Source organism: Curtobacterium sp. 'Ferrero' (assembly GCF_002412165.1).
Taxonomy (GTDB): domain Bacteria; phylum Actinomycetota; class Actinomycetes; order Actinomycetales; family Microbacteriaceae; genus Curtobacterium.
In genome coordinates this window covers 58,943-80,377 of the sequence record NZ_NXIA01000002.1, presented here as the reverse complement: position 1 = coordinate 80,377, position 21,435 = coordinate 58,943, and the positions used below count along the sequence as shown (strand labels likewise).

The 21,435-nt window shown below is 73.3% G+C and carries 21 protein-coding genes; 11 read left to right on the top strand and 10 right to left on the bottom strand.

Translation table 11 applies throughout. From position 1 onward, the window contains the following. Window positions 1-78 precede the first annotated feature (78 nt). A complete protein-coding gene (locus Csp2054_RS02415) occupies window positions 79-576 on the bottom strand; it encodes a 2'-5' RNA ligase family protein (protein WP_176491517.1) in 498 nt (165 codons plus the stop codon). 169 nt (window positions 577-745) lie between these two features. On the opposite strand from Csp2054_RS02415, the gene Csp2054_RS02410 reads away from it, so the two are divergent. Genes Csp2054_RS02410 through Csp2054_RS02400 form a run of 3 tightly spaced genes read left to right on the top strand, consistent with a single transcriptional unit; the run spans window position 746 to window position 3,404 of the window. Further along, entirely contained in the window at window positions 746-1,696 is a 951-nt protein-coding gene (locus Csp2054_RS02410) for a MetQ/NlpA family ABC transporter substrate-binding protein (RefSeq protein ID WP_096897719.1), read from the top strand. Continuing rightward, on the top strand, window positions 1,696-2,736 hold the full coding sequence (locus Csp2054_RS02405; RefSeq protein ID WP_096897718.1) for a methionine ABC transporter ATP-binding protein: 1,041 nt from the start codon (window positions 1,696-1,698) through the stop codon (window positions 2,734-2,736). Before Csp2054_RS02410 ends, Csp2054_RS02405 begins: the two co-directional genes overlap by 1 nt. Then, window positions 2,733-3,404, top strand: coding sequence for a methionine ABC transporter permease (locus Csp2054_RS02400; protein WP_255252583.1), 672 nt, complete (start codon window positions 2,733-2,735; stop codon window positions 3,402-3,404). Before Csp2054_RS02405 ends, Csp2054_RS02400 begins: the two co-directional genes overlap by 4 nt. Before the next feature lie 228 nt (window positions 3,405-3,632). On the opposite strand, the gene Csp2054_RS02395 is transcribed toward Csp2054_RS02400, so the two are convergent. Then, window positions 3,633-4,409, bottom strand: a complete 777-nt coding sequence (locus tag Csp2054_RS02395) for an endonuclease/exonuclease/phosphatase family protein (protein ID WP_096897717.1) — start codon at window positions 4,407-4,409, stop codon at window positions 3,633-3,635. 303 nt (window positions 4,410-4,712) lie between these two features. After that, window positions 4,713-6,131, bottom strand: coding sequence for an MFS transporter (locus Csp2054_RS02390; RefSeq protein ID WP_096897716.1), 1,419 nt, complete (start codon window positions 6,129-6,131; stop codon window positions 4,713-4,715). A 173-nt stretch (window positions 6,132-6,304) separates the two neighbouring features. On the opposite strand from Csp2054_RS02390, the gene Csp2054_RS02385 reads away from it, so the two are divergent. From Csp2054_RS02385 to Csp2054_RS02365, 5 genes are read left to right on the top strand one after another with little or no spacing between them, the layout of a single operon-like run. Continuing rightward, window positions 6,305-7,441, top strand: coding sequence for an alanine racemase (locus Csp2054_RS02385; protein WP_096897715.1), 1,137 nt, complete (start codon window positions 6,305-6,307; stop codon window positions 7,439-7,441). After that, window positions 7,438-8,256: an IclR family transcriptional regulator gene (locus Csp2054_RS02380; protein ID WP_096897714.1), complete on the top strand. Its 819-nt coding sequence runs from the start codon at window positions 7,438-7,440 to the stop codon at window positions 8,254-8,256. The genes Csp2054_RS02385 and Csp2054_RS02380 overlap by 4 nt, the downstream gene beginning before the upstream one ends. After that, window positions 8,253-9,242: a sugar kinase gene (locus Csp2054_RS02375; protein WP_096897713.1), complete on the top strand. Its 990-nt coding sequence runs from the start codon at window positions 8,253-8,255 to the stop codon at window positions 9,240-9,242. Before Csp2054_RS02380 ends, Csp2054_RS02375 begins: the two co-directional genes overlap by 4 nt. A gap of 41 nt (window positions 9,243-9,283) precedes the next feature. After that, entirely contained in the window at window positions 9,284-9,916 is a 633-nt protein-coding gene (locus tag Csp2054_RS02370; protein WP_096897712.1) for a bifunctional 4-hydroxy-2-oxoglutarate aldolase/2-dehydro-3-deoxy-phosphogluconate aldolase, read from the top strand. Beyond that, window positions 9,913-11,547, top strand: a complete 1,635-nt coding sequence (locus Csp2054_RS02365) for an N-acyl-D-amino-acid deacylase family protein (protein WP_096897711.1) — start codon at window positions 9,913-9,915, stop codon at window positions 11,545-11,547. Before Csp2054_RS02370 ends, Csp2054_RS02365 begins: the two co-directional genes overlap by 4 nt. Before the next feature lie 8 nt (window positions 11,548-11,555). Here Csp2054_RS02365 and Csp2054_RS02360 read toward each other — a convergent pair whose 3' ends face one another. Continuing rightward, complete coding sequence (locus Csp2054_RS02360; protein ID WP_096897710.1) at window positions 11,556-11,939, bottom strand: RidA family protein; 384 nt, start codon at window positions 11,937-11,939, stop codon at window positions 11,556-11,558. 150 nt (window positions 11,940-12,089) lie between these two features. On the opposite strand from Csp2054_RS02360, the gene Csp2054_RS02355 reads away from it, so the two are divergent. Continuing rightward, window positions 12,090-13,328 carry a hypothetical protein gene (locus tag Csp2054_RS02355; RefSeq protein ID WP_096897709.1) on the top strand — a complete coding sequence of 413 codons (1,239 nt, stop codon included), beginning with the start codon at window positions 12,090-12,092 and terminating at the stop codon, window positions 13,326-13,328. A gap of 172 nt (window positions 13,329-13,500) precedes the next feature. Here Csp2054_RS02355 and Csp2054_RS02350 read toward each other — a convergent pair whose 3' ends face one another. From Csp2054_RS02350 to Csp2054_RS02340, 3 genes are all read right to left on the bottom strand, one after another. Beyond that, window positions 13,501-13,992: a pyridoxamine 5'-phosphate oxidase family protein gene (locus tag Csp2054_RS02350; protein ID WP_096897708.1), complete on the bottom strand. Its 492-nt coding sequence runs from the start codon at window positions 13,990-13,992 to the stop codon at window positions 13,501-13,503. Window positions 13,993-14,626: 634 nt separating this feature from the next. Further along, complete coding sequence (locus tag Csp2054_RS02345; RefSeq protein ID WP_096897707.1) at window positions 14,627-15,253, bottom strand: hypothetical protein; 627 nt, start codon at window positions 15,251-15,253, stop codon at window positions 14,627-14,629. Between the two features lie 182 nt (window positions 15,254-15,435). Then, window positions 15,436-16,545, bottom strand: coding sequence for an LLM class flavin-dependent oxidoreductase (locus Csp2054_RS02340; protein WP_255252582.1), 1,110 nt, complete (start codon window positions 16,543-16,545; stop codon window positions 15,436-15,438). 91 nt (window positions 16,546-16,636) lie between these two features. On the opposite strand from Csp2054_RS02340, the gene Csp2054_RS02335 reads away from it, so the two are divergent. Continuing rightward, the gene (locus tag Csp2054_RS02335) at window positions 16,637-17,545 is read left to right on the top strand and encodes an SDR family oxidoreductase (RefSeq protein WP_096897706.1); all 909 of its coding nucleotides are present in this window, start codon (window positions 16,637-16,639) and stop codon (window positions 17,543-17,545) included. Between the two features lie 61 nt (window positions 17,546-17,606). On the opposite strand, the gene Csp2054_RS02330 is transcribed toward Csp2054_RS02335, so the two are convergent. The 3 genes from Csp2054_RS02330 to Csp2054_RS02320 form a co-directional block, all read right to left on the bottom strand. Beyond that, window positions 17,607-18,287 (bottom strand): SGNH/GDSL hydrolase family protein, encoded by a 681-nt coding sequence (locus Csp2054_RS02330; RefSeq protein ID WP_176491516.1) that lies wholly within the window; start codon window positions 18,285-18,287, stop codon window positions 17,607-17,609. 14 nt (window positions 18,288-18,301) lie between these two features. Beyond that, the gene (locus Csp2054_RS02325; protein ID WP_176491515.1) at window positions 18,302-19,012 is read right to left on the bottom strand and encodes an SGNH/GDSL hydrolase family protein; all 711 of its coding nucleotides are present in this window, start codon (window positions 19,010-19,012) and stop codon (window positions 18,302-18,304) included. 90 nt (window positions 19,013-19,102) lie between these two features. Then, window positions 19,103-19,891, bottom strand: a complete 789-nt coding sequence (locus tag Csp2054_RS02320; RefSeq protein WP_176491514.1) for an NRDE family protein — start codon at window positions 19,889-19,891, stop codon at window positions 19,103-19,105. Window positions 19,892-19,958: 67 nt separating this feature from the next. Here Csp2054_RS02320 and Csp2054_RS02315 point away from each other — a divergent pair, with 67 nt between their 5' ends. After that, window positions 19,959-21,293 (top strand): bifunctional phosphopantothenoylcysteine decarboxylase/phosphopantothenate synthase, encoded by a 1,335-nt coding sequence (locus Csp2054_RS02315; RefSeq protein ID WP_255252581.1) that lies wholly within the window; start codon window positions 19,959-19,961, stop codon window positions 21,291-21,293. Window positions 21,294-21,435 lie beyond the last annotated feature (142 nt).

Sequence of the window (21,435 nt, the reverse complement as noted above, 5' to 3'; positions counted from 1 at the left end):
GCGGCGGGGTGCCCGCTGGACCCGCGCCCGCCCAGCCCGCGACCGGCCGGGAGGCCCGTCCCGCGTCCGCCACGCCGCTCACGCGAGCGGGGTGACCGTCTTCGTCTCCCCGTCCCAGGCGCGCAGACCACCGACCTCGAGCTCGTCGGGCAGCGGCGCACGCCGGAGCGCCGCGAGCGCTCGCGCCAGGTCGGCGTCGCGGACCCGGCGGGCGAACGACACGTGCGGCGACCACGCTCCGGGCAGGGACGTGTCGACGCCACCCGGCACCGCTCGGTGGACGGCCGCGTGGAAGGCGGCGAGCGCCGGGTCGACGACGACCGCCCGGACGAGGACCGACCGCTCCGGACCGGCCGGGAAGAGCAGGACGCCGCCGAGTCGGAGCCGGGCGGGCAGGGGCGCGTCGATGCGCGACGGCACCGGCAGGTCGGGTCCTGCGACGAGGGTGACGTGCGGCGCGTTCGACTCCGACACGTGGCGGCCGAGGCTCGGCAGCCCGTCGGACACGAGCTCGTCCCACGCCGCCCGCACCGCGGCGTCCGAGGCCGGGGTCAGGACGAGTTCGATGCTCCGCACCCGTCCGAGTGAACCGGACGGCGCTGTCACACGGCTGTAACACGGCGGAACGCAACTCGCGGCCCGCACGGGGCACGGGCCACACTCGGGGCACGCAGCGGCCGACCGGCCCGCCTGCACCAGGCGCCACCGGAGCCGCCGTCACCACCGCGAGCCCACGAGGAGCACCATGTCCGCACCTGCACTGCCCGAGAAGCCGAAGCGCCGGCGCCCGATCGGCTGGATCGTCGCAGCGGCCGTCATCGTCGTCGCGATCGTCGTCGCCGTCATCGTCGGTGCCGTCCGTGCGGGCGGGAACGACGGTTCGGGCGCTGTCGCCGACGGTGCCGCGAAGACCGTCAAGATCGGGGTGACCGACAAGGCCCTGCCGTACTGGAAGACGTACACGAAGCTCGCGAAGGACAAGCTGAACGTCACCGTGCAGCTCGTGAACTTCTCCGACTACTCGCTGCCGAACCCGGCCCTGCAGGACGGTCAGATCGACATCAACCAGTTCCAGCACATCCAGTACCTCGCTGACTACAACACCACCTCGAACGACGACATCCAGCCGATCGGCTCGACGGCCGTCTACCCGCTGCCCCTGTACGCGACGAAGTACGACAGCGCCTCGGCCCTGCCGGCGGACGCGAAGGTCGCGATCCCGAACGACGCGATCAACCAGGCGCGTGCCCTCCTCGTGCTGCAGGACGCGAAGCTCCTCACGCTGAAGAACGGTGGCAGCGCGTTCTCGACGACGGCCGACATCGAGACGCACAAGGTCGACGTGCAGACGCTCGACGCGTCCCAGACCGCGAACGCGCTGCAGCAGGGCTCCGTCGCTGCGGCCGTGGTGAACAACAACTTCGCGACCGCCGCCGGCCTGCCGGTGCAGGACATCATCTCGAAGGACGACCCCTCGAGCGCGAGCGCGGCCCCCTACGTCAACGTCTTCGCCGTCCGGAACGCCGACAAGGACGACTCGACCTACCTGGCGCTCGCGAAGTTGTTCCAGGACAGCTCCGTGCAGCAGGCCTTCAAGAGGGACTACCCGCAGGCCGTCGCGCGCAACGTGAGCGCCTCCGACCTGCAGGACGAGCTGGCCGAGGTCGAGCAGGACGCGAAGGCGGCCGGGAAGTAGTGCCCGCCCTCGTCGAACTCCGCGGCGTCTCGAAGCACTACCGCCGCGCCGACACCGGCGAGACCGTGGTGGCCGTCGAGGACGTCTCCCTGGACGTGCACCAGGGCGAGGTCCTCGGCGTCATCGGGTACTCCGGCGCCGGCAAGTCGACGCTCGTCCGGCTCGTCAACGCCCTGGAGCTGCCGAGTTCCGGGTCGGTGACGGTCGCCGGCCAGGAGCTGACGGCGATCCCCGAGCGGGACCGGCGGCAGGCGCGTCGGCGGATCGGGATGATCTTCCAGCAGTTCAACCTGTTCCGCTCCCGGACCATCGCCGGCAACGTCGCGTACCCGCTCAAGGTCGCCGGGGTCGGCAAGCAGGAACGCGACCGTCGGGTCGCGGAGCTCCTCGACTTCGTCGGACTGCTCGACCGCGCGTACGCCTACCCGGAGCAGCTCTCCGGCGGGCAGAAGCAGCGCGTCGGCATCGCCCGTGCGCTCGCGTCGAATCCGGAGCTCCTGCTCGCCGACGAGGCCACCAGCGCCCTCGACCCGGACACCACGTCGGAGGTCCTCGGACTGCTCCGCCGGGTGAACCGGGAGCTCGGCGTGACGATCATCGTCATCACGCACGAGATGGACGCCGTCCGGCAGATCGCCGACCGCGTCGCCGTCATGGAGCACGGTCGCGTGGTCGAGGTCGGCGACGTGTACGACGTGTTCGCGGCACCGCAGACCCCGGCCGCGCAGCGTTTCGTCCGGACCGCACTGCACGACCGCCCGACCGCGGAGCAGCTCACGCGACTGCGCGAGCACCACTCCGGCCGACTCGTGACCGTGCAGGTCACCGACGAGGTCGGCCTGCAGAACCGGGTCGACGCCGCCTGGCGGACGCACGGCGTCGCGGCCGAGCTCGTGTTCGGTGGCGTCGGAGAGATCCGAGAGCGCCGCATCGGCTCGCTCACCTACGAGCTGACGAGCGACGACCCCGACGCGGTCGACCGGGCGATCGCCGCCCTGCGCGACGCCGGCACGACCGTGGACGAGGAGGCCGCAGCGTGAACAACACCTTCCAGAGCGTGATCGACTCGTTCGACGTCTTCCTCGCCTCGGTGCGGGACACCCTGGTGATGACGGTCATCTCGCTGGTCGTGGCCGGTGTGATCGGGCTGGCGCTCGGGCTCACGCTGTACGCGACGCGGCCGGGGAACCTGCTCGGCAACCGGACGGTGCACACGGTCGTCAACGTCGCCGTGAACATCGTGCGACCGATCCCGTTCGTGATCCTCCTCGCCGCGATCGGTCCGCTCCAACGCGAGGTCGTCGGCACCACGATCGGCGTCCCCGCGGTCACGTTCGCCATCTCGTTCGCGGCGTCGTTCGCGGTCGCCCGGATCGTCGAGCAGAACCTGCTGGCGGTGGACCCCGGCGTGGTCGAGGCCGCTCGGGCGTCCGGCGCGCACCCGCTGTCGATCCTCCTCACCGTGCTCATCCCGGAGGGGCTCGGCCCGCTCATCCTCGGCTACACGTTCATCTACGTGGGGATCGTCGACATGACGGCGCAGGGCGCGATCGTGGGCGGTGGCGGTCTCGGCGAGTACGCGATCACCTACGGCTCGCAGCGGTACGACTGGTGGATCGTCTACGTGTCCGTGGCGGCGATCGTCGTGATCGTGCAGCTCGGGCAGTTCCTCGGCAATCGTCTGGCGCGGGCGACGCTGCGTCGCTGACGCGGCGCCAGGTCGCCGGGCGTGACCAGGCGGCGGACGGGAGGCGCGGTGCGGGCGGGCACCGCGCCTCCCGTCCGTCGTGCGGTCGCGTCGCACCCGCGCTGGTCGCAGGACCTGCCGCTCACCTCCCGGCGAGGCGACACGTTCCGCGACCAACGCAGCACGCCGACGGCACGTCGCGCGACCAGCGCGTCTGTGGGCCGGGGCGCGACGGACGTGCGCCGGGGGTCAGGCGGCGGGGGCGTCGACCGTCGGGTAGCCGGCGGTGTCGCCCGGGTGCTCGTAGTGCGCCCGGACCAGGATCGGCCGGTGGTCGGAGACTCCGGCAGGGAGTGTCTCGACGCCCGCGATGTGCAGGCCGACGCTCGTGGCGAAGTCGAAGTGCCCGGTGAACTTGCGGTACCGCAGGTAGGTCGGCTGGTCGGAGAGGGACAGGGCGAAGCCGTGCGCCTCGATCTTGCGGCGCAGGTTCGTCTGGAACCAGGGGTAGTTGAAGTCGCCGACCATGATCGCGGGGGCCTCGCTCGAGAGGTCGCGGACGAACTGGTGCGCCGCCTCGATCTGCTTCCGGCGCAGGGAGTTCGTCGCGGTCAGCGGTGAGGCGTGGAACGACGCGACGATGACCTCGGCGTCGGCCTCGGTGTCGCGGAGGTGCATGGCGATGAGCCGCTCGTGCGCGGGCGCGAGGACCCGGTCGTGCAGCGACTTCTGCAGCGAGTGGATCGTGAAGTCCCGCAGGTCGAACCGGTCGTCGCGCTTGTAGATCGCGAGGCCGAGCCGGTTCGCCTTGGTCGACGCCGCCAGGGTCAGTCCGCCGACGGTCGGCGCGAGGTCGTTCGAGTCGCACTCCTGCACGCAGAGGACGTCGGCCTGTGACGACTCCGCCAGCGATGCGAGCTCGCCGTTCGCGGTGTGCTCGCGGAGGTTGTAGCTGACGACGCGGAGTGCGGTCGGCTGCACGTCGGCGTCGGGATCCATCGTCCCCTGCTGCTGCGGAGCGGCCATGCTGCCTTCCTGTTCCGGGTGTCCTGCTGGTGCGGGTGTCCTGCTGTTCCGGGGCCGTGCCGTGTCGGCCGGTGGTTCGTCCCGGTCAACCCGGGACGGTCCGGGCACCCTGCCGCGGTCACGGTACTCGGCGACCGCGGACGGTAGCTGAGACTGTAGCGCGGGACGGGTTTCGTGCGCGTGACCTGGTCGCGAACGGACAGCGGCGGTGTGGAGGCGGGCCGTCAGGAACGGACGCGGACCCGCCCGGACAGGCCGGACGGGCCGGACGGGCCGGACGGGCCGGCATGTGGGGGCCGGCCGTCAGGTCCGGACACGGACCCGCCGGACGGGCCGCACCGTGTCGCCAGCGGTCCGGCTCATGAGGACCCCCTCGACGCATGCGACGGCGAGCAGGACCGCGATCACCCAGAACGCGACGACGTACGGCCCCGACCCGTCGAGCCCCGCAGCGGCACGGATCACGACCGCCGCGACCGCGACACCGAAGCCGGCGGCCGTCTGCTGCAGCGTCGACGACAGGGTGTTCGCCGGGGTCATGTCGGCCTGCTCGACGTCGGCGAACGCGATCGTGTTGTACGCCGTGAAGCCGACCGAACGGGCCGCACCGCTCACGACGAGGAGCACGGCGAGCAGCCAGAACGGGGTGTCCGGGGTCGTGAAGGCCATCGCCACCACGCTCAGCGCCGCCACCGCGGAGGACACGATGATCACCGGACGGTAGCCGAACCACCGCAGGAACGGGGTGGTCATCGGTTTGATGCCGAGGTTCCCGACGAACACCCAGAGCACGGCCGACCCGGCGAGGACGGCGCTCCACCCCCACGCGTCCTGGAACAGCAGCGGCAGCACGAACGGCACCGCCGAGACGGCCAGGCGGAAGAGGCTCCCTCCCGCGTGCGACACCCGGAAGGTCTCCAGGCGGAAGGAGCCGAGCCCCATGATCGGGTGCGGGGCCCGGCGGAAGTGCCGGATCGCCAGCCAGCAGCAGAGCGCCCCGACCACGCCGGACAGCACGACGGCGAGCACCGGGATGGTGTCGAGCGCGAGCAGCGAGGCCATCACGACGAGCGCGCCGAGCCCGAGACACGCGAGCAGGGAGCCCAGCCAGTCGAACGGCACCCGTTCCGGAGCACGTTCCTGGGGGACGAGCACGAGGGCCGCGACGAAGGCGACGACCCCGAGCGGGATGTTCACGAGGAAGATCCAGTGCCACGTGAGGGTGTCGACGAGCACGCCGCCGACGAACGGCGCGATGATCGGTGCGGCGAGTGCCGGCCAGGTCAGGATCGCGATCGCGGTGACGAGCTGGTCGCGCCCGGCGCTCCGGAGCACGATGAGCCGACCCACCGGCACCATCAGCGCGCCGCCGAGTCCCTGCAGGATGCGCCAGAGCGTCAGGTCGACGAGTCCGGTCGACGCGGCACAGAGCGCCGACGCCACCGTGAACAGGGCGATCGCGGAGGCGAAGACCGTGCGGGAGCCGACGCGGTCGGTGATCCAGCCGCTGACCGGGATGAAGACGGCGAGCGTCACGAGGTAGGCCGTGATCGCCACGCCGACCGCGGCCGAGTCGACCCCGAGGTCGCGCCCCATCGCCGGCGCGGCGGTCGCGAGGATGGTGCCGTCCAGCAGCTCCATGAAGAAGGTGCCCGCCACCAGGACGGCCACCGCCGTGCTGCCGGGGCGGCGGACCCGGGGGGTCGATGTCGTCGTCGTCATGTCGTCCCGAATGCTAACCCTGCTCGGCTTCCGCAGGGTCCGGCGCCGCGTCCTCCGGCGCGGTGGACATCGGCGTTGTGCAATGCACAATGTGTCGACGGACGGTGTTGTCCCGACGGGGCGCACTGCACGACGGTGACGGGACGACCGTGACCGGACGACGAGGAGGTCCGATGCCCGCACACGTGCTCGACGACGTGCTCCTGCCCGTGATGACGCTGCGGGAGTCCGCGCTCGCGGCCAACGCGGCCGTGATGCAGGCGTACGTCGATCGCCACGGGCTCCTGTTCGCACCGCACATGAAGACCCACATGGCGCCGGCCCTCGCGCGTCGGCAACTCGACCTCGGCGCCTGGGGCATGACCGTCGCGTCCGTGCAGCAGGCGGTCGTCGCGTGGGACCACGGGATCCGTCGGCTGTTCATCGCGAACGAGGTCCTCGACCCCGCCGGGCTCGCCTGGATCGCCGGGCGGCCTGGGGCCGCGCCGGACGCCGACGTGCTGTTCCAGGTGGACTCCGACGCCGGCGTGGCCGCGGCCGCCGAGCACGGCGCGCTCGACGTCCTGGTCGAGATCGGCTTCCCAGGCGGTCGCACGGGTGTCCGCTCCCCCGCCGACGGCATCGCCCTCGCCCACCACGCCGCCGCGGCGGGACTCCGGGTCCGCGGTGTCACCGGCTACGAGGGCGGACTCCCCGGCCCCGACGAGGCGCGGTCCTACGTCCGCGGCGTGCTCGACGCCGCCAGCGCGGTCCGCGAGGTCGTGGCCGCACCGCGCACCCTGCTGAGCATGGGCGGCAGCGCCTGGTTCGACGCGGTCGTCGACGCGGTCGAGGACCGGCCCGACGACGTCGACGTGCTGCTGCGCAGCGGCGCGTCCCTGACGCACGACGACGGCTTCTACGCCGAGCGCACCCCGTTCGGCCGTCGGCCGGAGGAGGGCCACCTGCGGCCGGCCATCCGGGTGTGGGGTCGCGTCACGTCCTGCCCGGAACCCGGTCTCGCCCTGGTCGCGGTCGGCAAACGCGACATCAGCTTCGACGAAGGCCTCCCGGTGGTGCGCGAGGTCCGGCCGGGAGGCACGGCGAGCGCCCGCCCCGTCCCCCCGGTCCCCGGGACGGTCACCGTCACCCGTCTCGACGACCAGCACTGCTACCTGCGGCTCGCCGACGGGGCGCCCGCACTGACGCCGGGGGACGTGGTGGTGTTCGGCATCTCGCACCCGTGCACCGTGTTCGACAAGTGGCGACGGGTCCTCGTCCTCGACGACGACGACCGGGTGCTCGACACGATCGAGACGGTGTTCCGGTGACCGCGCCCGACCTCCCGGCCCGCAACGCGGCGCTCTCGCTGCGGCGCGGCCTGCGGCTGCTCGACTGCGTCGCCGAGCGCACCCGGGCGGGCGACGCCTCAGTCAGCCTCGGCACGCTGGCCGCCGAGCTCGGCACCGCGAAGTCGACCGTCCTGCGGTTGACCGCGCCGATGGTCGAGAGCGACCTGCTGCGCCGCACCGCCGACGCAGGCTTCACCCTCGGCCTCGGAGCACTGCTCCTCGGGCAGAGCTACCTCGAGGGCATCGACCTCCGGGCCGCCGCCGCGCCCTTCCTCCGGCGTACCGCCGAGCAGACCGGGCTGACCTGTCACCTCGTCGTGCCGGACGGCACCGACATCGTCTACGTCGACAAGGTGGAGACCCGCGGGACCGTGCGGATGGGATCCCGGATCGGCAACCGCCTGCCGATGCGGAACACCGCGTCCGGCAAGGCCATCGTCGCATTCGGCGAGCCGGACCTGCTCGCCCGGGTGCTCGCCGAGCCCGTCCGCGCGATGACCGAGCACACCATCACCGACGACGTCCGGTGGCGCCGCGAGGTCGACCGCACGCTCCAGCGCGGGTACGGCATCGACGACCGCGAGAACGAACCCGACATCCGCTGCGTCGCCGCACCCGTGTTCGACCACGCGAACCAGCTGGTCGGCGCGATGAGCATCTCGGGGCTCGCCTCCCGGTTCCCGGCCGCGGCGGTCCGCGAACTCGGGTCCGGTGTGGTCCGGACGGCGCACGAGATCTCGGTCGCGCTCGGCTCGTCGTCGGCGCGGATCGCCCTGTCGAGGGCCGTCCGGTGACCGGCCCCGTCGTCACGTTCGGCGAGACGATGCTGCTCCTCGGGGGCCGCGGTCCGCTGACCGACCTGGACGCCGTCACGGTCGACACCGGCGGGGCGGAGAGCAACGTCGCGATCGGCCTCGCACGGGCGGGGGTGCCCGCGACGTGGATCGGACGGGTGGGCACCGACCCGGCGGGCGACCGGGTGCTCGCCGACGTGCGCGGTGCCGGGGTGGAGGTCGTCGGGGTCCGCGACCCCGACCGGTCGACCGGGCTCATGCTCAAGGAACGCCTGCCCGACGGTCGCACCCGCGTCTCGTACCACCGTCGCGGCTCCGCGGGCTCGGCGCTGAGCCCGGCGGACCTGCCGGCCGGCGTCGTCGAGCGTGCGGCGCTCCTGCACTGCACCGGCATCACCCCCGTGCTCTCGACCTCCGCACGGGCCAGCGTCGACGCTGCCCTCGACCGTGCCCACGCCGCCGACGTCCCGGTGTCGTTCGACGTGAACCACCGGCCGAAGCTCGTCGACGTCGACACCGCGCGCTCGGTCTACCGGGCGATCGCGGTCCGGTCGACCGTCGTCTTCGCCGGCGACGACGAGGCCCGGCTCGTCCTCGGCCGCGACGAGCGTCCGGACGACGAAGCGGCGCTCGCGCACGACCTCGCCGCACTCGCCCAGGGGACCGCGGTCGTCAAGCTGGGTTCGCGCGGCGCGGTGGCATCGGTCGACGGCGTGCTCCACCGCAGGCCGGCGACCCCGGTGCGGGTGGTGGACCCGGTGGGTGCCGGGGACGCGTTCGTGGCGGCGTGGCTCGCGGGCATGCTGGCCGGAGCCGCCCCGGAGGACGGCCTCGCGCGCGCCGCGGACGCCGGTGCCCGGGCGTGCACGTGGGCCGGCGACTGGGAGCGAGCTGTCCGAGCGGGCGGGGGCGGCGAGCACGAGGGCGTGGACGCCCACCATCTCGACGACCACGACCACGTGGTGCACGACCGCGTGGACCGCTGACGAGCGACGGCTGCAGACCGACCAGACCGGAGGGACCACCCATGGCCGAGACCGAACGACACCGACACCAGGCGGGCCCCGCGATCGCGATCCTCCGCGGCGGGACCGGCGAACACGTCGAGGACGTCGTCGCCGTGCTGGTCGAGTCGGGGATCCGCGCGATCGAGATCACCACGAACACGCCGCGGTGGCGGGAGGGCATCGCCTGGGCGGTCGAACGGTACGGTCGGTCGGCGACGCTCGGGGTCGGCACCGTCATCGAGCCGCGGCAGCTCGACGAGGCGGCGGCGGCCGGGGCGTCGTTCGCGGTCAGCCCGCACACGGACCCGGCGATCGGCGAGCGCGCCCACGAGCGCGGCCTCGGCTGGTACCCGGGCGCGGCGACCCCGACCGAGATCGTGCGGGCGTGGCGACACGGGGCACGCGCCGTCAAGGTGTTCCCCGCGGCCCAGCTCGGCGGCCCGGCGTTCCTCCGGCAGGTGCTCGCGCCGCTGGACTTCGTCGACGTGGTGCCGTCCGGCGGCATCGGCGTCGAGGACGCGGGCGACTACCTCGCGGCGGGGGCGGTCGCGGTCGGCATCGGGTCGCCGCTCGTGGGTGGGGCGTTGACCGACGGCGACCTCGACGGCCTCCGGTCGCGGGCGGAGCGGCTCGTCGCCGCGCTCGGACGATGAGCGCGACACTCCTGCTCGCCGGCGGTTCGATCGTCGACGGCAGCGGCGGGTTCCGACGAGCGGACGTCCTCGTCGCCGACGGCAGGGTCGCCGAGGTCCGTACAGAAGGGTTGGAGCCCGGGGCGGCGTCCGACGACCGGACACCCTCCGTCGACCAGGTGATCGACTGCTCGGGACGGATCGTCATGCCGGGCTTCGTCGACGCGCACTCCCACGCGGGCTCGCTGCTGTTCGAGGAGCGGGTGCAGCTGGCGCTCCTCCGCCAGGGCGTCACGACGGTCGTCACCGGCCAGGACGGCGTCGGACCGGCCCCGGGCGACGGCGCGTACGCGGCCCGGTACTTCGGGGCGATCGACGGTCCGCACCCGACCTACCGCGGTGGCGGCATCGCCGGGCTGCTCGCGACCTACGACGGCACCACCCGGGTGAACGTGGCGACCCTCGTGCCGGCCGGCACCGTGCGGCACGAGGTGATGGGCGACGATCCGGGACCGGCCGGTGCCGACCAGCTCGACGCGATGCGGATGCTGGTGCTGCAGGGCATGACGGACGGGGCGGTCGGCCTGGCGTCCGGTCTCGACTACGTCCCGGGACTGTTCGCGGACGCCGAGGAGCTCGCTGCGCTGGCGGCGGTCGCAGCCACGGTCGGCGGCCCCTACGTCACCCACATGCGCGGGGGCTACGAGGCGAACACACCCGCGGGCATCGACGAGGTCGTCCGCATCGCCCGCGCCGCCGGAGCCCGGGCGCACGTGTCGCACCTGCACGCCCCCGTGCCGCTCGCCCTCGCGGAACTCGCCCGCGCGGAACAGCAGGGCGTCGAAGTCGGCTTCGACGCCTACCCGTACTCGCGGGGCTGCACGATCCTGTCGATGCTGCTGCTGCCCGCCGGACTCGCCCGACCCGGCACCGACGACCTCGCCCGCGCACTCGAGGACGAGGACGGTCGACGGCGGGTCCGCGGTGCCGTGCTCGACCGGGTCCTCGGGCGGCCGGACCTCGGGACCGCGTGGGCCGACCAGGTCACGCTGTCGCACGTGCCCGCGCCCGAGTTCCACGCGCTGCAGGGACTGACCCTCGCCGAGGCGGCCGACCGGACCGGAACCGACCCCGTCGACCTCGCTCTCGACGTGCTCGTCGACTCCGACCTGCAAGTGACGGTCATCATGCGGGTGCCCCGGCCCCGCTCGGCCGAGGAACTCGCCGCCCTGTTCCGTTCCCCCGGGCACACCGGCGGTTCCGACGGGATCTTCGTCGGCTCGCACCCGCATCCCCGCGCGTACGGCACGTTCGCGCGGTACCTCAGCGACTACGCGCGCGCCGGACTGCTGTCGTGGCGAGAGGCGCAGGACCACCTGTCCACGTCCCCCGCGGCACGCTTCGGGCTCGGTCGTCGCGGTGTGGTCGCTCCAGGATGGGTCGCCGACCTCGTCGTCGTCGACCCCGAGCGGGTGCGTGCGCGCTCGACGTACGACGAGCCCGAACTGCTGGCCGAGGGCGTCGACGACGTGCTCGTCGCCGGGATCCCCGTAGTCCGCCGTGGCGCACTGACGCACGCGACGCCCGGCGCCGGACTGCGCCGGACGGAGCCGGTCGAAGACGGGGTGCCCAGCGGCGGGGCGTCGGACTGAGGAACCGCTCAGGCGGTGGGGAGCACCGCGACGACGTCGATCTCGACGAGGATGCCGGCGAGGTGCGACTGCACGGTGGTGCGGACCGGGTACGGCTCGGAGAAGTGCTTCGCGTACTCCTCGTTGAACGCGGCGAAGTCACGGTCGGAGTGCTCGAGGTGCACCGTCGACTTCACGACGTCGTCGAGCGTGGCGCCGTGCTCGGCGAGGACCGCCGCGACGTTCGCGAGCACCTGCGCGGTCTGCCCGGCGACGTCGTCGGCCATCGCACCCGTCGCCGGGTCCTGCGGGCCGAAGCCGGCCGTCCAGAGGAACCCGCCGGCGACGATGCCCTGGCTGTAGGGGCCGGCGGGCTTCGGCGCGTGGTCGGTGACGATGGCGGTCTTCGGCATGCTCTGCTCCTGTCGACGGTTCGGTCGTCACCAACCTAGGCGGGCGACGTGCGCCGGAACCGGCCACGCGACCGCCGGTTTCCGCTGTGCACAACGCGACCCGCGCCTCCAGGCAGGGTGTTGTCGGGAACGGGCGACTACCCTCGACCCGTGCCGCCCGAATCGACGCTCTCCGGATCGCTCGCGACCGGCCGACGGCGGTTCACCGACCTCGCGACCAGCCTGCCGGCATGGGCCGCCGTGCTCCTCGTCTGGACCGGCGGACGCATCGTGTCGACCTTCTGGCTGGCGCTGGCGTACCCGCTCATCGGACGGGCGCTGCCTGCGAACGCGATCTGGGGCAACGACCACGGCTTCCTGACCTTCCTGACGGCGTGGGACGGGCAGTACTACCAGCAGATCTCGCTGCACGGGTACCCGAGCACCCTGCCGACCGACGCGGCGGGGCACGTGACGCAGAACGCCTGGGCGTTCCTGCCGGCCTTCCCGTTCGCGATCCGCATGCTCACGGCGTCCACCGGGATCACCTTCGAGGTCGGCGCGCCGTTGATCGCCCTCGTCGCCGGACTCGTCGCCACATTCCTGCTGCACCGGCTCGTCGCCGACCACGCGGGACCGGCCGCGGGGATGTGGGCGGTGTTCTTCTTCACGTGCGGCCCGCTGTCGTTCCTGCTGCAGGTCGGCTACGCGGAGAGCACGTTCCTGGCGCTCACGTTCGGCGCGTTGCTCGCCCTCGAGCGACGACGGTACGGCCTGCTGACCCTGCTCGGGGTCGTCGCGGCGTTCACCCGTCCGGGTGCGCTGGCGATCCCGCTCTTGCTCGGGGTGGTCGTGCTGGTGCGGTGGGTCCGTGCCCGGCGCGGCCCGGGACGCACCCTCGACGTCTTCCCGGTGCGGGAGCAGGTCGCAGCCGTCGCCTCGGGCGTCGTCATGGCGGCCGCGGGTGTCGCCTGGCCGGTCATCGCATCGCACGTGACGGGGACGCCGAACGCCTACCTGCAGACGGAGATGTCGTGGTGGGTCAACTTCATCGGACGCGTCGACTTCGCACCCCTGACGCCGTGGTTCCTCATCGCCTCCCGATGGCTCGGGGTGGGCGGCGTGCTCATCGTGGTGTTCCTGCTCGTGTCGTACCCCGTCTGGTTGCTTCGGCGGTCGACGAGGCGGCTGGGGACGACGACCGTGCTGTACTCGGCGGCCTACGCGCTCTACATCTTCGCGGTGTCGCTCCCGATGGCGTCGACGCCCCGGTTGCTCATGCCGCTCGCGCCGCTGTTCGGGTCGCCGGAGCTCGTGGCGAAGCCGTGGATGCGGTGGACGTTCGTCACCTGCGCGGTGCTCGGGCAGCCGGGGCTCGTCGCCGTGCTGTGGTTGCTCGGCCCGCCGTGAGCTGAGCGCGCTCGGTCGCCGCTGGCCGCGGCCGTCCGTTGCCGGTGGCCGCGGCCGTCGGTTGCCGCTGGCCGCGGCCCGTTGCCGCTGGCCGCGCCCGGTTGCCGCTGTGGAACGACGAAGCCGCTGTCGTTCGACAGCGGCTTCGTCGATCCGGGTCGGCGTCTGCCCGCTACAGCTCGACCGTCCCGTGGTGGCCGGTGTCCGGCTGGTCCTGCTTGCCGAGCGCGGCCTTGAGGGTCTGCACGAGGCTCCCCACGGGACCGGTGTCCTGCGTCCAGTACTCGACCGACTCCCCGTGCACGGTGAGGAGCCGGATCGAGGGGTCGTCGCGTCCCTCCGGGAACCAGGCCTCGGCGAACGGTGACCACAGCTCGTCGATCACACTGTCGTCCTGCGTCACGGTGGCGGTGCCGGCGATGGACAGGTAGCCGCCCTGCGACTCGATCGCGACGTTGACCTGCGGGTTGCGGGCGATGTCGTCGACCTTCTCGCTGCCGTCCTGCACCAGGAACCGGAGCGTCCCGTTGAACGCCTTGTCCTGCACCGCGAGCGGCCGGGCGTGCAACTGCCCGTCGGCGCTCAGCGTGGTGAGGAGCGCCGTGCGTGCTCCGTGGACGATGTCCGAGATGGCTGCTCGCTGGTCGGCCTGGGTGTCGGTCATGGTTGGTCCTCCTCGTCGTGCGCCCCGTTGTGCCCGACGTGCGGCCGGGTCTGGCCCGGGGCGCGTTCCGTTCGGCCCAGCATGCTCCCCGTCGCTGGAAGCGTCCGCCGCGGCTCCCTCGCGCGGTGGCCGTTCCGCTCGTGGGTGACCGTTCCGCTCGTAGGGTGCAGGAAGAAACGACCTCCTACGAGCGGAACGGCTTCCTATTGCGCGTGCGATGGGCAAGAACGCTCAGGCAGCCACACAGCAGCAGCCGGGAGGCACCACGCACCCCCGCCCCGCCGCTCCAGCCACCCGAATGGTCGGCCGTTCCGCTCGTGGGTGACCGTTCCGCTCGTAGGGTGCAGGAAGAACCGACCTCCTACGAGCGGAACGGCTTCCTACTGCGCGTGCGATGGGCAAGAACGCTCACGCAGCTACACAGCAGCAGCCGGGAGGCACCACGCACCCCCGCCCCGCCGCTCCGGCCACCCGGATGGTCGGCCGTTCCGCTCGTGGGTCACCGTTCCGCTCGTGGGTGACCGTTCCGCTCGTAGGGTGCAGGAAGAACTGACCTCCCACGAGCGGAACGGCTTTCCACTGCGGGTGCGATGGGCAGGAACGCTCACGCAGGCGCGCAGCAGCAGCCGGCAGGTCAGGGAGCGGGCTCGCGGATCGTGGTCTCAACGTCGACCACCTGCGGCACGCGCGGCATCGACGCGAAGCCGAACGCCACCGGCGGGTCGAGCGGGGCGATCGACCCGAGCGGCTCCCCCGCCCAGGTCCCGCGGACGCCCGTGACGTCGTGCGCACCGGTCACGCCGTAGTACTCCCGCCGTCCGTTGCCCGCCGAGCCGGCAGTCGCCGAGCCGGGCGAGACGAGTCGCGCCACGGGGTCGATCAGGGTGAGCCACCGCCAGTCACGGGCGATCGGCTTGGGGACGATCCGGAGCACACGGCCGAGCGGGGAGATGCCGCCCACGTCGATCGATGCCTGGAGTGGTCCGGCGTCGACCTCGAGGCCGCGGGCTGTCCGTCGGGTCCGCACGTCGACCACGGACACCGTGTCGAACCGGTACGTGCCGGACACGTACGCCGCGACGAGCTCGTCGGGCGCGAGCAGCACGGAGGAGCCGTCGGCCTGCTCCAGGAACACGTCCGTGAAAGGGCCGAACGGCGACCGGTCCCAGTGCCCCACGACGATGCGGACGCCGGACGTGGTGCCGACGCCGAAGATCTTCCCGCGGAAGTGGCGTTCGGAGGACTCGGGGTTCCGGGACATGCGCCGGACGCTACCCGGGCACGCCGAGAGCGGCGTGACGGCGGCGGGTCGCGCCTCCAGGCCGTCTGCGCGGCGCGCCGCGCCCCCGGACCGCCCCGCGACGGGCCGCACCATCCGGCCGAACCAGGGCTCACACCCCGGCCCGGCCCCGGCCCCGACCCCGGCCCCGGCCCCGGCCCCGATCAGGGCACCGGAACCGGCTCCGCCATGAGCTCACGCACCCGCGGCGCCACCTTCGTGCCGTACAGCTCGATCGACCGCATCATGTCCTCGTGCGGGAGCCGCCCGGTGGCGTAGCGCATGTCGAACCGGGAGACGCCGAGGATGCGCATGTTGCGGGCGATCTTCCGCGCGACCGTCTCCGGCGACCCGACGTACAGCGACCCGCCGGCGGAGAGCGACGCGCGGTAGCCGGCGACGTCGAGCGGAGGCCATCCGCGCTCGCGCCCGAGCTGGTCGGTCACGGCCTTGTGGTACGGCCAGTAGCGCTCCGCTGCCTCTTCGTCGGTTTCGGCGATGAAGCCGGGCGAGTGCATCGCGATGGGCTGCTGCGGGAGCTCGAGCTGGGTCAGCGCCTGACGGTACAGCCGCGAGAACGGTGCGAACTGCGCCGGCTGCCCACCGATGATCGCGAGGAACAGCGGCATGCCGTAGGAGGCTGCACGGATGACCGACTGGGGTGAGCCGCCGACCCCGATCCACGTCGGGATGGGGCCGTGCTCGAGCTTCGGGAAGACGTCCTGGCCGACGAGCGGTGCGCGCTTGGTGCCGGACCAGGTGACCCTGTCGCCGCCGCGGAGGGCGGACCAGAGCTGGAGCTTCTCCTCGAAGAGCACCTCGTAGTCGGACAGCTCGTAGCCGAACAGCGGGAACGACTCGGTGAACGAGCCGCGGCCGAGGATGACCTCGGCGCGACCGTCCGAGATCGCGTCGACGGTGGCGAACCGCTCGTACACGCGGACGGGGTCGTCGGAGGAGAGCACGGTGACGGCCGAGCCGAGGCGGATCCGTGACGTGGACGCGGCGATCGCGGCGAGGACGACCTCGGGTGCGCTGACGATGAAGTCGGCGCGGTGGTGCTCGCCGACGCCGATGAAGTCGATGCCGATCTGGTCGGCGAGGACGGCCTGCTCGACGACGTCGCGGATGCTCTGCGCGTCGGACTTGACGGTGCCGTCGGGGAGTTCGGTGACGTCGCCGAAGGTGTCGAGGCCGAGTTCCAGCGGTCCGACCCGGTCCGGGGCGGGGGGCGGGACGTCGGAGGGCCGGTCGGTGCCGAACGCGTTGCTCATGTGCTCGCCTTTCGATGCGTTTGCATGAACTTTACCACGAGGCGCGTCACGCCACCAGCGCGCCCGCACCCGGCGCGTGTAGGTTTCGGCCATGCCGCAGATCCCCGACCAGACCGGCCGCCGCATCGTCGTCACGGGCGCCAACAGCGGCACCGGCAAGGAGACCGCCACCCGCCTCGCCGCGGCCGGCGCCTCCGTGGTGCTCGCCGTCCGCACCGTCGCGAAGGGTGACACCGCCGCCGCCGAGATCCGTTCCGCCCACCCCGGCGCCGACGTGGAGGTGCGGGAGCTCGACCTCGCCGACCTGGCCAGCGTGCACCGGTTCGCGGACGGCGTCGTCGCCGACGACCGGCCCCTCGACGTGCTCGTGAACAACGCCGGCGTGATGGCCCCGCCGAAGCGCTTCGAGACGGCCGACGGGTTCGAGCTGCAGTTCGGGACCAACTTCCTCGGCCCGTTCGCCCTGACGAACCTGCTCCTGCCGACCCTGCTGCGGGCGCCGTCGCCGCGGGTCGCGACCATGTCGAGCCTCGCCGCGGTGTTCGGCAGCATCCGGTTCGAGGACCTGCAGTGGGAGCGCGGCTACAACGGCTGGCGCGCCTACGCGCAGTCGAAGCTCGCGGACCTGCTGCTCGCGCTGCACCTGCACCGCCTGACGGTCGAGCACGACTGGTCGCTCGTCAGCACCGCGGCGCACCCGGGCTACACCCGGACGAACCTGCAGTCGGCCGGTCGGTCCCTCGGTCGGTCGAAGCCGGTGCGATCGAGCGACCGCGCGCTGCCGTTCACGCAGGACGTCGAGCAGGGCGCGCAACCGCTGCTGTACGCCGCCGTCGGCCCGAACGCGGTCGGCGGCGCCTACTACGGGCCGAACGGCCCGCTGGGGCTGGTCGGTCCGACGACGACCGCGCCCGTCCCGCGATCGGCGCGGAGCGCCGCCCTCGCACGTTCCCTGTGGGCGGTCGCCGAGGACCTCACCGACACCCGTCCGCCCGCCTGATCCGCCCGGTGGGCACAACCGGGTCCGGTCGGGAGGCACGGCCCGGCTCCGTCGCGCCGCCTCACACCCGCAGGTGGTCGCGTCCCAGAGCCGCCACCACCGCCGCCTCGACGGCGCGCTGACCGCGTGCCGTCGGGTGCACGTCGTCGGACTGCATCCAGTCCGGGTGCCCGTGGAGGGGCTGCCCGAGGTCGAGCCACGACCCGCCCGACGCGAGCACCGCCGTCCGGAGCGCCGCCGAGATCACCGCGAGCTGCGCGGGAGGCGCTTGCTCGGACCACAGCGCGCTGAGCCCGGCGATGCGCGCGTTCGGCAGGAGCCGACGCACCTCGGCGACGAGCTGCTCGTCGGCGCCCGCGAGCGCGTCGTCGTCCTGCCCGAGGTCGTTCGAGCTGGCCTGCAGGAGCACGACGTCCGGGTGCAGCGTCGCGGCCTCGTCGGCGAGCCCCTCCTCCGTCGTGGAGCACTGGTCGCTGCCCTCGGCGAGCACGCCGGCGCCGTCGCACCCGAGGTCCGCCACCCGGATGCCGTCCCGCGCGGCGAGGAGCTCCGGCCACGCCTGGCGCTCGCGCAGGCCGTGCCCGATCGTGATCGAGTCGCCGACCACGGCGACGACGGGGCGGACGACGGCGCGTGGTCCGAGCGGCACCGCGGCGGTGAGGTCCGGCGCGCACCCGGCGAGCGCGCCGACCACGACCACCGCGACGACGCTCGACAGGAGTGCCCGGCGGGAGGGTCGCACGGCGGGTGTCCCGGTCAGAACCGCACGTCGTCGCGGGCGAACGCGGCGGTGACGGCTGCTGCGATCGCCTGCTGCCCGCGGGCGGTCGGGTGGACGTCGTCGGACTGCATCCAGGTCGGGTGCCCGCGGAGCGGCTCACCGATGTCGACGTAGGTACCGCCCTCGCGCCGGAGCGCCGAGCGCATGGCCTTCGAGATGACGGCGAGCTGGGCCGGCGGTGCGTCCTGGTTCCAGATCGCACTCAGCCCGATGACCCGTGCGTGCGGCAGGCGGCGGTGCACGTCGTCGACGACCGTGTTCGTCGCGCTCCGGATCTCGGCGTCGTCGAGGCCGAGGTCGTTCGAACTGGCCTGGAGGAACACGACCGACGGGCGCAGGTCCACGGCGCGCTTGACGAGCGTCGCGTACGCGCTGCCGCAGTCGTCGGCGTCCCCGACTGCGGCCACTCCCGCGCCGTCGCAGGACAGGTTCGTGAGTGCCCAGTGCTGCTGGTCGGCGACGAGGGCGGGCCAGGCCTGCGCCGTCGTGAGCCCGTGTCCGCCGGTGATCGAGTCGCCGATCGCCACGACCGCGACCCCGCTCGCGTCGTCCCACGGCTCGGAGCTCGCGGTCGGGGTCGCCGCGCTGCCCGCGGCGACGACCGGCTGCTCGCTGCAGGCGCCGAGGGCGAGCACGGCGACGGCCGCCGTGAGGACGGCGAGCGCGGTGCGGGTGGTGGAGGTCACGATCGGCGAAGCTACGCCGTCGGCCATGGTCTGACCGGGTGGACCGCTGCAGGTGTGCACAGCCGGCAGGGAGCGACCCAGCCGTGACGCTCAGGCGCGGTGCAGCTCCACGGAGCCGTCGAGCCGCCCCGGTTCGGTGAGCCGCGCGTGCTGCAGGACGATCCGCTCCGGGCCGACCGCGGCCGCGACGATCGACAGTGTGGTCATGTGTCCCTCACGCTCGTGGACGTCACGGAGGATCGCGTCGGGGTGGTCGGTCGGCAGGTCGGCGGACCTGGCGAGCACCCCGAACCAGCCGCTCCAGCCGTCGCCCGCGTCGACACCGTGGTCGGCCGACCGGAGTTCGTCGAACGGGCCGAGCACGGGCGGCGCCTCGGGTGCGTCCACGGCACGGAAGGCGTCGAGCCACCGTCCGATGCGGGGCGCCGCGGGGTCGTCCGGCTCGCCGTGCGTGACCATGTGCACCCCGGGTCCGAGCGGGGTGGTCCGCACCTCGGTGCCGTCCCACGCGACGACCTCGGCGCCGTCGGCGGTCGCCCGGACGAGGTTGAACGCACGGGTCGTGGGGAGCGTGCCGTCACGGCCGGGGGTGTTGCCGGCCAGGGCATCGAGCGGCACGACGCCGCGGGTGGTCCAGGTGCCGTCGGCACTCGGCACGGCTTCGCCCCGGTTCAGGACTACGGCGAGCCCGTCCGTGTCGGACGCCGCGAGCCAGGCGCCACCGGCCGAGCGGTCCCGCACGCCGCGGACCGACGCGTCGCGCTCCGGCCACCACGCCGCCGGCGGGTCCCACGGCCGTTCCGGCGACTCGTCGCGGAGGGCGAGCATCGTGACGGGCCACGGGGAACCGGGCGCGACGCGGACGACGACGGTGCACATGCACCCGATCCTCGCACGACGGCGATCGGCACCGCCGCGGTCGGCACCGCCGGGTAGCGTGGCGACCGTGGACCGAGCAGCAGAGCACCCCTGCACCGTCGTCGTCGGCATCACCGGAGGCATCGCCGCGTACAAGGCGGTCGGCGTCGTGCGCGACCTCGTGAAGCGCGGGTTCGACGTGCACGTCGTCCCGACCGAGGGCGCGCTCCGGTTCGTCGGCCTCCCGACGCTCGAGGCGCTCAGCCGCAACCCGGTGACGACCAGCGTGTGGGACGACGTCGCCGAGGTCCGGCACGTGGCGCTCGGCCGGCGCGCGGACCTCGTCGTCATCGCGCCGGCGACCGCGGACGCCATCGCAGGGATGGCCGCGGGACTCGCCGGCGACCTCCTCGGCACGACGCTCCTGGCGACCGAGGCCCCCGTGGTCATCGCGCCCGCCATGCACCCGCAGATGTGGGAGCACCCCGCAACGCGCGCCAACGTCGAGACGCTGCGCGCCCGCGGTGTGCACCTCGTCGGCCCGGTCGTCGGCGCGCTGACGGGCGACGACTCCGGCATCGGGCGGATGTCGGAGCCGGAGGACATCGTGGCCGCGGCGCTCGCCGTCCTGGACCAGGAGTCGGCCGATCAGGCGCACGCGGGCCGACCGCAGGAAGCGAGCCGAACCGACCGCGCCAGCCACCCGCACCACGCGGGCCGGCCGCTCGACCCGGCCCCGGTCCTCCCGTCCGGCGACCTGCGGGACGTCCGCGTCCTGGTGACCGCGGGCGGCACCCGCGAGCCGTTCGACCCGGTGCGCTTCGTCGGCAACCGTTCGAGCGGCCGGCAGGGCGTCGCGATCGCCGCGGACGCCGCGGCGCGCGGCGCGGTCGTGACCCTCGTCGCCGCCAACGTCGACGCCGGGCTGACGGCGGACCTCGACGCCGAGGTCGTCCCCGTCGGCTCCGCCCTCGAGCTCGCCGAGGCGGTCCGCGCGGCCGCGCCCGAGGCCGACGTGGTCGTGATGACGGCCGCGGTCGCCGACTACCGGCCGGCCGAGGTGCTGTCGGAGAAGCTCAAGAAGGACGCACAGGGCGACACCCTGATGCTCGAGCTCGTGCGGAACCCGGACGTGCTCGCGGAACTCGTGGCGAACCGGCGGACCGGGCAGATCGTCGTGGGCTTCGCCGCCGAGACCGAACCGGACCGCGACGCCCGGATCACGCTCGGGCGGGCGAAGATCGCCAGGAAGCCGGCGGACCTGCTCGTCGTGAACCACGTCGGCTGGTCGGCGGGGTTCGAGCGTGAGGAGAACGCCATCGAGGTCCTCACCCCGGGCGGCGAGGTCGTCCGGGAGACGTCGGGGACCAAGGCCGAGGTGGCCGCCGCGGTGCTCGACCTCGTCGCGACCGCCCTGGCCTGACCGCCCTGGCCTGACGCCACCGCCCTGGCCTGACGCCACTGCCCTGGCCTGACGCCTCCGCCCCGGCCCGACACGACGGCCGCCTGGCCTGACGCGACCGCCCGGTCCGGACAACACGGCAGCCGGACGGGCACGATGGGGC

Coding starts and splice junctions, on each gene's coding strand:
- Csp2054_RS02360 (WP_096897710.1), bottom strand. CDS start 11,939: ATGCCGAAGACCGCCATCGTCACCGACCACGCGCCGAAGCCCGCCGGC.
- Csp2054_RS02410 (WP_096897719.1), top strand. CDS start 746: ATGTCCGCACCTGCACTGCCCGAGAAGCCGAAGCGCCGGCGCCCGATC.
- Csp2054_RS02385 (WP_096897715.1), top strand. CDS start 6,305: ATGCCCGCACACGTGCTCGACGACGTGCTCCTGCCCGTGATGACGCTG.
- Csp2054_RS02340 (WP_255252582.1), bottom strand. CDS start 16,545: ATGAGCAACGCGTTCGGCACCGACCGGCCCTCCGACGTCCCGCCCCCC.
- Csp2054_RS02320 (WP_176491514.1), bottom strand. CDS start 19,891: ATGTGCACCGTCGTCGTCCGCGTCGCGCCCGGTTCCCCGTGGCCCGTC.
- Csp2054_RS02395 (WP_096897717.1), bottom strand. CDS start 4,409: ATGGCCGCTCCGCAGCAGCAGGGGACGATGGATCCCGACGCCGACGTG.
- Csp2054_RS02370 (WP_096897712.1), top strand. CDS start 9,284: ATGGCCGAGACCGAACGACACCGACACCAGGCGGGCCCCGCGATCGCG.
- Csp2054_RS02390 (WP_096897716.1), bottom strand. CDS start 6,131: ATGACGACGACGACATCGACCCCCCGGGTCCGCCGCCCCGGCAGCACG.
- Csp2054_RS02335 (WP_096897706.1), top strand. CDS start 16,637: ATGCCGCAGATCCCCGACCAGACCGGCCGCCGCATCGTCGTCACGGGC.
- Csp2054_RS02365 (WP_096897711.1), top strand. CDS start 9,913: ATGAGCGCGACACTCCTGCTCGCCGGCGGTTCGATCGTCGACGGCAGC.
- Csp2054_RS02345 (WP_096897707.1), bottom strand. CDS start 15,253: ATGTCCCGGAACCCCGAGTCCTCCGAACGCCACTTCCGCGGGAAGATC.
- Csp2054_RS02350 (WP_096897708.1), bottom strand. CDS start 13,992: ATGACCGACACCCAGGCCGACCAGCGAGCAGCCATCTCGGACATCGTC.